Origin of the sequence: Aestuariivirga sp., assembly GCF_047600585.1 — a bacterium.
In the GTDB taxonomy this organism is placed as follows: domain Bacteria; phylum Pseudomonadota; class Alphaproteobacteria; order Rhizobiales; family Aestuariivirgaceae; genus Aestuariivirga.
Genome location: NZ_JASGKP010000001.1, coordinates 3,182,734 through 3,194,952, shown reverse-complemented (window position 1 = coordinate 3,194,952; position 12,219 = coordinate 3,182,734). Strand labels below are relative to the sequence as shown.

At 53.2% G+C, this 12,219-nt stretch carries 13 protein-coding genes; 4 read left to right on the top strand and 9 right to left on the bottom strand.

The annotated features are described in order from the left end of the window. Positions 1 to 211: 211 nt before the first annotated feature. The 6 genes from QM801_RS15725 to QM801_RS15700 all read right to left on the bottom strand — a co-directional run bounded on the left by QM801_RS15725 (position 212) and on the right by QM801_RS15700 (position 6,594). Positions 212 to 1,840, bottom strand: coding sequence for a DUF927 domain-containing protein (locus QM801_RS15725; protein WP_415020155.1), 1,629 nt, complete (start codon positions 1,838 to 1,840; stop codon positions 212 to 214). 423 nt (positions 1,841 to 2,263) lie between these two features. Further along, complete coding sequence (locus QM801_RS15720) at positions 2,264 to 3,430, bottom strand: DUF927 domain-containing protein (RefSeq protein WP_415020154.1); 1,167 nt, start codon at positions 3,428 to 3,430, stop codon at positions 2,264 to 2,266. A 258-nt stretch (positions 3,431 to 3,688) separates the two neighbouring features. Next, positions 3,689 to 4,414, bottom strand: a complete 726-nt coding sequence (locus tag QM801_RS15715; RefSeq protein WP_415020153.1) for a hypothetical protein — start codon at positions 4,412 to 4,414, stop codon at positions 3,689 to 3,691. A gap of 1,117 nt (positions 4,415 to 5,531) precedes the next feature. Continuing rightward, the gene (locus QM801_RS15710; protein WP_415020152.1) at positions 5,532 to 5,801 is read right to left on the bottom strand and encodes a hypothetical protein; all 270 of its coding nucleotides are present in this window, start codon (positions 5,799 to 5,801) and stop codon (positions 5,532 to 5,534) included. A 374-nt stretch (positions 5,802 to 6,175) separates the two neighbouring features. Next, entirely contained in the window at positions 6,176 to 6,469 is a 294-nt protein-coding gene (locus QM801_RS15705; protein ID WP_415020151.1) for a hypothetical protein, read from the bottom strand. Next, positions 6,469 to 6,594: a hypothetical protein gene (locus QM801_RS15700; RefSeq protein ID WP_415020150.1), complete on the bottom strand. Its 126-nt coding sequence runs from the start codon at positions 6,592 to 6,594 to the stop codon at positions 6,469 to 6,471. The genes QM801_RS15705 and QM801_RS15700 overlap by 1 nt, the downstream gene beginning before the upstream one ends. 253 nt (positions 6,595 to 6,847) lie before the next feature. Here QM801_RS15700 and QM801_RS15695 point away from each other — a divergent pair, with 253 nt between their 5' ends. Continuing rightward, entirely contained in the window at positions 6,848 to 7,126 is a 279-nt protein-coding gene (locus tag QM801_RS15695) for a hypothetical protein (protein WP_415020149.1), read from the top strand. A 127-nt stretch (positions 7,127 to 7,253) separates the two neighbouring features. Beyond that, positions 7,254 to 7,532 (top strand): hypothetical protein, encoded by a 279-nt coding sequence (locus QM801_RS15690; protein WP_415020148.1) that lies wholly within the window; start codon positions 7,254 to 7,256, stop codon positions 7,530 to 7,532. Positions 7,533 to 7,679: 147 nt separating this feature from the next. Here QM801_RS15690 and QM801_RS15685 read toward each other — a convergent pair whose 3' ends face one another. The 3 genes from QM801_RS15685 to QM801_RS15675 all read right to left on the bottom strand — a co-directional run bounded on the left by QM801_RS15685 (position 7,680) and on the right by QM801_RS15675 (position 10,113). Further along, positions 7,680 to 7,958: a hypothetical protein gene (locus QM801_RS15685; protein ID WP_415020147.1), complete on the bottom strand. Its 279-nt coding sequence runs from the start codon at positions 7,956 to 7,958 to the stop codon at positions 7,680 to 7,682. A gap of 9 nt (positions 7,959 to 7,967) precedes the next feature. Then, positions 7,968 to 8,114: a ParB N-terminal domain-containing protein gene (locus tag QM801_RS15680; RefSeq protein WP_415020938.1), complete on the bottom strand. Its 147-nt coding sequence runs from the start codon at positions 8,112 to 8,114 to the stop codon at positions 7,968 to 7,970. Positions 8,115 to 8,820: 706 nt separating this feature from the next. Continuing rightward, positions 8,821 to 10,113, bottom strand: coding sequence for a S1C family serine protease (locus QM801_RS15675; RefSeq protein ID WP_415020146.1), 1,293 nt, complete (start codon positions 10,111 to 10,113; stop codon positions 8,821 to 8,823). A 237-nt stretch (positions 10,114 to 10,350) separates the two neighbouring features. Here QM801_RS15675 and QM801_RS15670 point away from each other — a divergent pair, with 237 nt between their 5' ends. After that, on the top strand, positions 10,351 to 10,620 hold the full coding sequence (locus tag QM801_RS15670; protein WP_415020145.1) for a Fic family protein: 270 nt from the start codon (positions 10,351 to 10,353) through the stop codon (positions 10,618 to 10,620). A gap of 285 nt (positions 10,621 to 10,905) precedes the next feature. Beyond that, entirely contained in the window at positions 10,906 to 12,114 is a 1,209-nt protein-coding gene (locus QM801_RS15665; protein WP_415020144.1) for a hypothetical protein, read from the top strand. Positions 12,115 to 12,219: the final 105 nt, after the last annotated feature.

Sequence of the window (12,219 nt, the reverse complement as noted above, 5' to 3'; positions counted from 1 at the left end):
TCGAAGGAGGGCTGAAGTACGATGCCCAACACTTCCCGTCGAAAATTGCGCCAACAAGCCTCAACGACGATAGCGGCGCACGACCGAACGCATCTCAATTCAAGAACGGATACACCGATCACAGAAAAGCACAACCGCGGCGATCAAATCACGAACTATCTCTTCAAACACAAAAAAGCGCGCCAAGTTACGAACCTGGCGCGCTTCGTAGTTATCCTATGAATGCTTTCAGTCTCTTCAAGTCAATTGCCACGAAACGACTGCGTGCTCCCGTTGCAGGATCCGCCTTGAGTATCGTATGTTTGCCGTCGGCATCCTTAAGCAACACCCCACTGTCGATCAGTATCGACCGCAATGCGTCACCTCTGCAACCTACCTGCTTACCGAGCTTCATCAAGTCTGTCTCCCAGATGCAAACTGTGTCGCGTTGTTTAAAGGTTGACATAAACCCGAGAGTTGTTGCGCGCCGCTTTGACGCCAAAGTCGGGTCCGAATTCATTCTCAGAAAAAGGTCCTCCTCGGCAACAACGCGGTGGAGATTGTGATGAACTGTCTTGCGATCAACATAAGAGCCGGAATTCTGCTTCATGTACCTCTCGTAACACCAAATGATGGAATCGTGACCGTTTTCCTCTGTCCAAGGAACCAACTCAAACTTTGCGGCAAGCGTAGCGGCAGCATACACATTCGCGAATTTTTCGAGAATACGAAGCTGAGCTCCAGACAGCCCGACGGAATAGTGGCCGAAAAATTCTTCCCGTCTGCGCGCGGCAATTTCAAAGCAATCGGCCTGAAGACTCGAGTCAGTCAACAACTTCAGCCAATGGTGGCCCACGCTGCCGCTATTCTTGCGACAGCCTTCCAGACAGTCGTTCAGAATTTCGTTGCGGTCCTCTGCCCTCAAGCTCTTCGCACCGTGCTCGAAGACTCCCCCATCTTCGCTCCTCTTGATTCTGAGATCGACAATTCGCACTCCTTTCGGACTGGCCTCTTTTCCCTTCTCGATCGCGCGGCGATTAGCCGAAGTGAGAATCGCACAGACCCACTTCATGTTCGGAAGAGAATCGCGCACTGCACGGGAGCGCGTACGACCTTTTCCCGACGCCACGTTAAAAACAAAACTTGCGAGATCCTCTGAAAGATTCTCTTCGTCAACAGGCATAAACAGCCCGTTGCGCGAGTTTAACTCCTCTTCACGCGCGCGGGGGGTCTGATTGAAATCCGGCATGTCGGCAGCTGACGAGGGACTTTCAAAGCACGTGTTGGCAATGGCCAGCAGCGACGACTTGCCAGACGAGGTGTCTGACCAAAGGTTCACCACAGGAACGTCGGTGATTTTCAGAACCCTGGCGAGCAAAGGGCCGCTTAGCGCATGCGACACGGCGAAAACCGCCGAATGCGAATAGCGCGTGAGCCTTCCCAACTCGAACTTCCACCGCTCCAACGAATTTTCTTTGACAAAAGGTTTGGTAGCGCTAAGAACGCGGGCGCGGTGGACAGGCCGCATAGTTGCAGAACCGTAAGTGCGGCACTTCAACACGAAGGTGTTCGTCGCGGCATGCCACCCCGTCATATCGGTTATAGCATACTCCTTGCAGTCCTGCATTGGCTTCACGATCGTTTCACTAATAAAATTCCGTGACGCTTCCTTTCCATCGGGAATTTTCACTCCGTGATTTCGGAGTTTGTCAGCAAGCACACCGGGTTTACCAATCTCGGCAGGATCGATCAGGAGGCGACTGTTCCGCATCGTGACGCTGTTGGAAATGCGTAGTACGATCTTGCTGCTGTTGTCGAATTCATCGACCGCAACAAACAATAGTTTGAGTTTGCAGTTCATGTGCAATCCTTCAAAATGTTAAGTTGATAGAGTGACCAGCCCAAGTAAGTGTGCTGATCGTTGTGGGTGGGCACAGAAAGGCCGTGACGAAAGATGCGAAGACAGGTTCACCAATGTGGTGAGTCACTGCGCGCCAAGATCAGGTCGTTTTGTGATGTCGGTGATTGACGGTGCGATGCAAAAGCCGATCGCCTCCTCCAACTTTCGGAAGGACAAGCGGCATTGAAATGCCATCGCACCTAAAAGGTCTTTACCCGGGCGATTTGGCAATCTGCGCAGGTCGGTGCCTATTTATTGCCAGAGTGGCAATTTCGAGCGCAGATCGCTATATGTCGACACTGCCAGACAGGGTGTACGATGCGTGGCGATGATAGCACCAGGTCACCGACGTCTGTGCCTCCTTGATTGTCCACGGCACAATTTTCAGATGCGCCGCGACGCTGCTGGTTGCGTACACCATTGCAATCGTTCGAGGATGCGAAACCGCGAAGAATTCGATCCGACACAATGTTCGTCAATGAACTGCTGCTTGAAAGCAACCGCTTTGGCAAACAGCTTCGCCTGCAGCTTAGGGTTGGTCAGGTTGCGCAACCAGGCATCGCCCACAGCTCCGGAGTGATCGCGACAAATGCGAAGTGCCTTCTGCAAAAGATCCGACGGACACGCGCGCATTTGATCCCCATTGTGGTAGAAGATTCCTCCTTCATGAGTTTGCAAAATGGGAAAATCGATACACCCAGAGAAAGGACCGCAGTCGCCATTCGCTCCGCGCGAAAGCGGTTCGCCAGCCGAAACGAGAACGGGCAGCAACCAATCTTCGACCCCGTCGTAAAAGCCAATGTTGCGGCGGCACCCGAGGTGAACGCGAGCACGAAATTTGCTCAAGGCCTCTCGCGAACCAAACTCATCGATGATGAAGACTCGTTCGTTAGAACGATCAAGGGCAATAGCCAGCTCACATGGCGAAGCTTGAAACGTCATGAGTTCCGGCCAATCGCCAGGCAAATTGTAGCAAGTGGCTGCCAATGCCAAAAGCGACGTCTTACCCGTGGCCGTGGTGGAATGAGGATTTACCGCTGTCACTCCCCAGAACCGGAATGCTTTTGCGAGCAACGGTCCACTCAAGACGTGCGAAATGGCGAAAACAGCCGAGTGCGAGAACTGCGTAAGTGCCGCTGCTCCGTTTTTCCATTTGGCCAGACTGCCCGGGCTGTACCTCCGCGCCATGTCTGCAAGACGCGCCTTGTGGATGGGCGAGGGCTTTGTGCCGCCATACGTACGGCGAGCAGAAACAAAGGCGCCAGACGAATGCCATCCCGCCTTGGTAGCCAACAGCCTCATCTCCATATGCGGCAAGCGTTGAAGAATGTGCCGATCGACAAATTCGCTTGCTGCATGGCGTTCCTCCGGAACGCTGACGCCATAGCAACGCAGCATGCCTGCAACGCGTTGGGGCTTATCGAGTTCGCTACGAATCAGAACCACTCGGCACACGCCGGAAGAATCATTGTCCCAAATATCGATAGCTACTGTGATTGAGGTGTCGCGCTCGTTGAATGCGACAAACCTCACTTTAAGAGATTTTCTCATAGACATATTCCAATTGATTGGGGTTTGAGTTGAAGGTGGGCAAGGTGATCGGTGATCAGATTTGATCACGAGATCACCTTTTCTCAGACTCAACACCTATGTGGGAGCTGCAACAATATGTTCCTCACTGCAGTGTAGAGCATATTGAGCTGTAAGCTCCTGGCGCTGAGATTGTGTTTTAAGATTTGGCCTATTTCTAGCTGTTCCAGCTCAACGGCAGTCATGTTGGTGGCTGGAGAGTGTGAATAGCAAACAGGCTTATTGAGTCTTTACCAGAACGTTGCCGTGACGGCGCAACCCAATGGTGATCAGTCTGTCTTGGTGAAGTGAGTCACTCATCTGTTCAGTCAACGTTCTCAAATCTGCACCTTTCAAAGAAGTAGGGAACGTATTGCGCCTTCCTTCCTTGTTGACATAGGAGTATCGCGCATTGAAGTCAGGCTTCATGGCGTACTTCGTGATGCCAACCAGCTCATAGACGTTCTTCGCCCGCAGTGGCCGCAGAACCTCATCCGTCTTTACCAGGCAAGCCCTCAACGCCATCCATTGAGTTTTGCTGAGGGGAGTTGTGATGAGCATCGCCTGGAATTGCCAATGATGTTTACCTGGATCCCACTGGTAGGTGTTGCGCGAAACATCAACGCCACCAATCCATAGTCGCGTACTCAGACCTGCCCGCTGGATAACGTTGCGGTAAGTTCGAGTGATCCGCTTCAGATCGATTGTCGAAAGAGTTTTGTCCGACGCTGTGGTGACGGCGATGATGATGGATACGCACTGCAGATCAGAAGAGCTGGCGAAGGTCTTTTTGCACCGCCTGACAAGCCAGCGCTGCATTGCTTTACCACAACACTTGCAAGGCAAACGCCCGCAGGGGTGACTGCTGTTGCAATTATGAAGTTCGCGAAACGCGCGCTGTTGCCTTGAGGCAAAAAGTTTGGGTGTGGGGTAGTATCTGGCCAGATCAATATTGGTGTTTCCCATCTATGCCTCCCGTGTCACAGTGCGGGAGAGTTCGTACGCTTTCACATCAGAAAGACGGTAGCGCACCATCCTTCCAATTTTCACGTAGACGCAGCCTACTCCTTTCCAACGTGCCTGTTGCAGCATGCGTGGCGTCACGTGCCACCTCGCTCCAAGTTGGTTTTCATCCAAAAAAACATCCGCATCTGAATTCTGCGAATGCTGAGTGATAGTCGTAGTCATGATATTTCTCATGCTTGAGTTACACGGACATCGAGTCCGCCACATGAGCGGGGCCCATGCCTAAGAGCTTTACCCGGGGGAATTTCGGTTCGCTTCTGAGTGGAACCAATTGCATGCAAATGACATGAAAAAACATGACAAGTAACTGATGGATTGCGAGCGTCCACTATTTGAATGAGCGTGCCGGGACCTAGAATTGGTGAGGAGCGCGTTTCAGCTCAATCAAATTCTGATCACTCGGTGAGTTCGAAGGTGCAGTGTTTCCTTGAAGAACAAAGTGAAGTGTAAAAACATGACACGAGTGAATAAAGCTGCGATCACCGATCACCTCTTTTGGCAGGTGAGAGCGCGGTTGGTGAAGGAATGGAAAGATGTTGTTTGGAGCTGGATCAAGTGATCGTGTGGAAGCGGGATGAGTTGGTGAAAACTATTGACCGCGAGCGTTTGATGCGTGGCAAATGAATTTGAATCTGGCCTGCTAGGTGTGCTCGAAAGAAGCAGCGACTTTGAAGAGGATCGAGGAAGGTGAGGAGCTGAGCCTAGGGCTGGGCTCATTGGCAAGAGACGCAATCAATATTTGGAGTCGGAGAAACTCTGTTGAAGAAGCTAAGGGGGATAAGCGTCTTGTTCCACCAGCAGGAGAAAAGGCCGATATCCACCATGACAGCGTCAGCTTTTGTTGAGTTAGGTGAGGCAGTCTTTCAGAAGGGAGTATGAAGAGGGTTTCCGATCATGCCGCCAGTGAGCGGCAACTCGATCAGCGGCATTACATCATTTCTGGGGTAACAAAATCACCAAAACTGGATTTGGTGTTTTGTTTGGGATCATCGCTGAGTCGAACCGCTCTGTTAAGAGCGCATCGAGTGCCGTTTGTGGGCCGATGACTGATTTGCGGTCAGATGGTTGATCGAATTTGACCGTCACAATACGTGTGGCACGCCTTTGAGTTGAGCGGCGAAGCCTTGAAAGCGGCGATGGCTTCATTGTCATCACGCTTCAGCGTTCGGGGTTCGGCGGCGGCACTGTTCATGCCTTCGACGAGCGCCCCCAATTTCGATCCGGTGACGTCGCCTGCCTGCTGGATGGTCGGGGCGGGATGGACGCGCGGATCAGGTGATGTGAAGGTGCCGAGCGGCACGAGTTCATGCCCCGCCCACTCCGCCATCCGGGCGTCACCCCCAGCTGCCCGGTTTTGGCCTCGAGGGTGGCGACTTGGTCGAGTCTGGGCGCTTGCTCCGGATCGTTGACTGAGCCCGTCTCGCAGATCTTCGATTGAGAAAAGCCCAACAGACCCGGCGGCGCAGTACGACGTCCGCCGGCGGTTTGAAGTTGGGGAGGAAATGCCCAAAAGGGCGGCAGGTGCGGCGCCGCTTGCTATCAGCGCCTCCCAGGGATCGACTGCCGCGGTCGCAGTCCGGGATTTGGCCCCACTATCTCTGAAACCTTGCGATGCGGATGGCCTTGACGCGCGTAAAGCGTGTGTTATTTCCATAAGAAAAAAAGACCAAAGGGTGGAAAATGGCGCAGTTGCTCGAGAAATCAGGCATTGGCCGCCTCTACTTGCGAACCGGGCAGAGCGTGGTTGTTTCGGTGACGCTCGACATTCGGAAGGTGGACGGCCTCGTAGTTGGACACGGCTTCATCCAGGCGGATCACGTCACTGAGACGCTGGTATTCGAGCACGGCGATTGTCCTGTCCTCGAAGTCGACGACCTCTCCATGCGGATCAGCATGGTGCGAGGCGGAGGCACCGGCCGCATTGAATTCAAGTCGATTGGAGCCATCAGTGGCCTGTAAACGGCAGGTACCAAAAGATCGCGTGGCGACTGACATCAGGCCAACTCCTCGACATCGACGACCTTGAGCATTCGCGCAACTTCCGTGAAATCAGTTGCAGGGAACCCGTGCGGAATGCCTTCCAGCACGATCCACAAGCGGCGATCGCTTTCGCCCGGCACGATGATTTTTCGCCTTGAGGCAATTACCGGATAGTGGACGGAAACCGTGGGCTGACTTTCTGTCCAATCGTGAAGCGATGACGCAAACGCCAGTCAGACAACATGACAGGCTCCCCATCAAAAAGGAGCGACAACGTGGCGCGTGCAATGCAGCAATGACTTTGATTTTGTCACGTTGCTGCGCAGCTTGGAGCGCTGTAACTTTGAAGCCGTGCCGCCGAGCCGGCGCACCTGCTACCCCCCGGAGGCGAGGATGACGACAGAAGAAATGGCCGCTCTTCTTGCAGACCTTCAGGTCAAGTGTGAACTCTACGAAACGATCTTGCTGGCGATGATGCTCAACCTCGCCCCGGAGACCGAGGACGCCGACCGGGCGACGATGCGCGTGATCCAGACCGTTACCGAGCAGTTTGCCGAAGAAATGCAGTTCCTACCCTCCCAGCGTAGGGTCGAAGCTGAGAAACGCATGCGGGCCCTCAAATCCTTCACCGAGAAGCTGCTGGTCAGCATTCCGATCGGCCAATCTCACTGACTCTTGAGCGGCCGATCCGGTTCCAGAGCGGCGTTAGAGAGAGCGTCTCAGACTTGGCAGGCAGATCGCCACCGGTTGCCGTCCGTTGCAGATTGTTGCAAGCTTCAGCCAATTGGATGCGAGAAAAATGACGAGCGACGTATTCGAATTGGCTGGCATGATCAACCTGACCATCCCCGCCAGGACAACCTTCCGTGCGGTTGGGCGCCTGGCGATCGCGGATCCAGACGTAGCCCCCAGCGGCACCGGGTTCATGATGGTTCCGGTCGACTATGCGACTGGAACCGTCGTCGAGATCACGCTTGCAGACCACCGCTTTCAGGCGTTCATCACCGAGATCGGTCAGTACACTACGCGCTTCATCATCACAGGCCGAATCAGGAATTCTGCGGTCAAAGCGTGCTGACATTTCAGGCGGCCTCCGATTTCATTGGACGCTCGATGCCCTCAGGGTACTCCATGCCGTCAGGCCAATGGTAGGGAAACAGCGGACAGCCCTCTCAAGACGGTCGACTTTTGTGTCTCCGCCTTCCTTTAGGGATCAGTACAGAGATCAGCAGTTCTTGATGGCACGGGAGTTGATGAACCCCGGGATCCCGGATCCCTGCGCCTTTGCGAGAGAATAAAGTCCGGCCCGCAGGGCCTTTTCGCCATGCCGCTCCTGGACAATATTCAGTGTGTAGATGTTCATAGTCATCAGAGGCTTCTGCTTGGAGATCGGGATAGGATAAAGGAGTGCCCTGATGCCAGCAGCGGTGCAGGCCTTGTCCTCTGACACGGCCCAAGAGACGCCAGCGGCGCGTGCCGCCTTTAACAACCCCAGCTGCGTCATGGGCCTGACTTATCCGTTGACCGCCGCGAATACCGATGCCGCCTCCTCGGCCTGGGCATCGACGATCGCACACGGCACACGCTCGTAGCCGAGTGACAGGGCGGCGGCCGCCCGATGCTGACCATTGATGCTGGCGCTTTTCTTACCCATCTGGATTACGATCGGGGTTGAGAACTTTCACGAGGAAAACCCCTCGGCGATCAAGCGCACGTTCTGCTCGCTGCGCGCCGTGATCTCGCGCTGATAGGTATCGTCAACGACAATTGAGGAAGCGGCCAGACACTCCAGTTACGGCGGCTTGCCCAGCCGCGTCTTCGGAGTCGCGACGGCGATGCGCGATAAAAACTTCGTGGCGTCACTCCACAGCCCCTGGCATGGCTCCAGCTATTAGAGGAATTGCCGTGGCGAACCGCACCGCAGCGGCGGGACATGCCATTGGCGCCATCGATCGGAAACCTGCAGTGATGAGGGCGAAGACCCGCGAAGCTGACGCGCGCCCATCGATTGAGATAGCTTTCCCAGAAACAGGCGTTCATGTTCACTGCGCCCGCACGGCAGAGGTGAGCTGGAAGGCCGTCATCAGATCACGTCACCGCAGACACTTCAGGTCCGAGAATTTTTCGCTACCTTGGCGCTCATCTTTCAGCCCTCGCTCAGGATGGGATTTAGGATTTCTGGTTTTTACGCACGGTGAAGAATGGTGATGGATACCTCAGCGAGTTTGCATTGGGAGCCAGTTATCAACGTGGTTCGCGATGTGGGTATTGGGCATTTAAAGCGCCATGGCGCGAGTAGGAATGCGGAACAGACGGATATTTGATGACATGTGTCGGAATCGCAATTCTCCCAAATGTGCAAATGTTCATTTGGCCTGATTGCATAAGATCTGAACGGTGAATAGTTGCGCCTTTTCAGCGACAGCAGAAGCATCCAGTGTCTGAGCATCAGAATTTGACCCGTAACCCACAGAATGAGCATCCATGAAGTTTTGCGCGACGTTCCCCTTGATCGCAAAATTGACATTTTGAGGAAGGGCTCCAGTAGCTGAAGCAAATGCAATCTCGTTCAATTTTGCGTTCACCACACCAATAACGTTGCCAGAGCTGTCTAGGAGTGGACCGCCACTGTTTCCGGGTTGAATGGGCGCGGATATCTGTAGGAGCCTGGCATCGTCCCCGATTCCTGCGAGCGAACTTACTGTTCCCACCACGAAGTTTCCTGAAGAGGATAGGGTACCTGTGAGCGGAAACCCAAATACCGCCACAGACTCACCTAGACGCGGTCGGGTTGGTCGGAATTGAGCAATTGCATTTGGTCGCCAGGTGACAGTCGGCCTCACCACCGCAAGGTCGTTTTGCACATCAGTTGCCATAACGTTGGCAGACATTGGCAGTTGGCCAGCTTGGCCTAGTTGCAGCGTTTTGCAGCCTTGGACCACATGGAAGTTGGTAAGGACATCGCCAGATGCTGTGACAATGATACCGGTGCCTGAGGACGAAGCATCTTTATTGTCTCGAGGAGGGCTGGCTGCCGTTGATGCGGTTTCCTTTTCACTTGCCGCTTGGCTGTCATTTCCTGCACTCGGCTGTTGAGACGGAGAAACTGGTACAGGCGTTCTATTGACATCTACGCAGCTCACCAGATCTGCGAGCATTCCGGATGATCCACCCAGATCAAACCCGTACTTTTCACCGCGAAAGAAAATCTCCATGGTGTGCGCGCGTCGAAATTCACCTACTGAATCGTCTTCCGGCATATCGACGTATATAGTTGTACCGTCAGGGGACATCTTGCTTGGAATCTGGTGCCATTTTCCTCCATCGAACCGGTAGTTCATGGAGCTTACATTTGGCGGCAACCCTCTGGATTTTGTAAACCCCAATACCCAATTGTATTGTTTTGTGACGGCAACAATCAATCCAAAGCCATTCCTGAATTCCGCAGATGCGGCGCAGTGCGTGAACTCATCCGTGACTTCGTCTGTGTAAACCCCGCCGTGCCAGGAATAACTATCAAAAGTTTTGATTTCCCTCGACCAGGCCGAATTGACCTGGTGGAGAAGCGTGACTGCAAAAAAGGTGAGAACCCCTCGCATCGCCAGCTGTAAAATGTTGTTCGCCATATGTGCTGTTGAACATACATCTTCAGATGTCAAGGTATGCGCATCTTGGCAGATCAAAGGCGGCAAATCTCTCAACTTGCTTGTTTGAGCGACATATTCCCGTTTGTGTACAACCCGTCACCAGCCGAACGACGATCGTTGGCACGGGAACGGAGGCGCTACTGAAACTCTGTCTCTCGTGGACGCTGTGACCAGTAAAGGGCCGTCCGCCGATCGCTAAAAACGAGTGAATGGTCCCGCCGCTGACACTATCCCCGGATCCGCGATCCCGTGGGGGCAACCACTTCTGTTCCGCTGAAGACATTGAATGCAAAATGGAGGAAAGGATTGCGACACGGTCCACATTGCTCCAGGCACCAACAGCCGAGTACTTGCACAAGGCGCTGCAGAATTTTGGAGGAACTGAATGCCATCCATCCATTCAGGCAGGGAAACGGCCGCTCCCAATTCTTTCCATGTCTTTTGTTGGAGCACAGGCTGGGTACGCGTCCCGTCCTGGGAAGTTCTGAAGCTGATGGTCTGTTCAACCTTCATGGCTGATACTAGGCAGGGGTAGTAGGACTGATCAACTTCTCTGTTGCAAGGTAAAAATGCGAGAGCGCTGTGTCTCAGAGAGTGTGATCCTTGAACTGGTTGGCCGATGCTTGCGAGACATTCTGATGAAAAAGGGCAATGGTTGTCCAAATGAAGTCATTTGGTGTGATCGCAATACGAAATGTTTCCTAGATTGCCCAACATGTGTCGGAATTCCACTAATGCCACATGGCTTTGGGACCTCGCTTGGGTCAAAATTGCGCTTTCGCTTGCAGAGTGTGGGCATATATAGTGCTGGTGATGAGCAGCTCAAATCCACTGGAAAGTGACCCATTCTTTGCCCTTAACCATGATTCAGAATGGAATGCCTGTGTAGGCAGTCAAGGAGAACAAGAGAACTACATTGATGGCTATTTGGAATCTGCTGTTGCGCTTGCTGAAACCGTCATTGCCAAAAAGCTCTATGGTCAGCGTGATACCCTGGTCCTTCCCATTCTTTACACTGCTCGTCATGGGATTGAACTGGCGCTAAAATACGTCACAGAAAAGTTGGTCAGCGCTGGGATTATATCGCGTGGAACCCTGAAGAGGAATCACAACATCAAGGCGTATCTGGCCCACCTGCAAGGGAGCAACATTGGAGATGAACAGATCAGAAATGCGCTGGCTGCGCTCATCCCGTTCGTGGAGAGCCTTTCCAGAGTTGACGCAGATGGCCAGCAATTGCGCTATCATGAGACGCGTGACCACAGGCGAAGTATGGAGGGGGTGGCCCTGGTCAACTTCCAGGTGGTGCTGAAGAGCCTGCATGCCTTGAAGGACATATTGGATGGATTGCAGTATCGCACGCGAGACTTTGTTTACGAGCGGCGCGCCGGCACGGTGACCTCAAGGTGTTCACGTGCTGATTTGCTTGAAATAGCAATGATTCTACCGCGAAGGGAGTTATGGAGAAGCGAGGCGTTTACCGATGCCAAGGACGTCATTCAGAAACGCTTCCACTTGAGCAACAAAGCGTTTTCCAACGCATTGGATAAAGTGCAGGAGAACAGAGAAATGCGCGTTGTCCTGCAAATGGACACGCCCCTCGCGTACCTTTCTGATGATGATCTCATCAAGTTAGCAGAGTTGTGGAGACACCTCCATCCACCCAGAGAGCAGGAGGAGGGGGAATTCACAATCTATACTAGCTTTGGCAACGCTGAAGAGATGATGAAAAGTCGGGATATCCTGAAGTCAGTGATAGACCAACTTGAAAAAGCGCTTTCTGTTCAACAGCTGGCAGAATTGGAAGTCATGTTTTACCTGGGAAGGGACAACTGGTTTGTGGAGATTTATGAAGTGGAGATTGAAAAAAGAGCTGCGCTGAAGACGGAAGGTAAGGACAGACGGGAGAAGATGCGCCACCTCTTGCTCAAAACCAACTTTCTGAGCTGCATAACTGTTGCTGTTGCGCGTTTGGGAAGACGAACCCTTTCGGAAAAACTGATGAAGATGTGAGACCAAATTGAGTTTGTCACACCTGGGACACTGCTCAAAAAAGCACTAACAGCATTGACGTTTCTCTACCCACGCATGCACCACAACCTGTGAATGCTGCCAAAT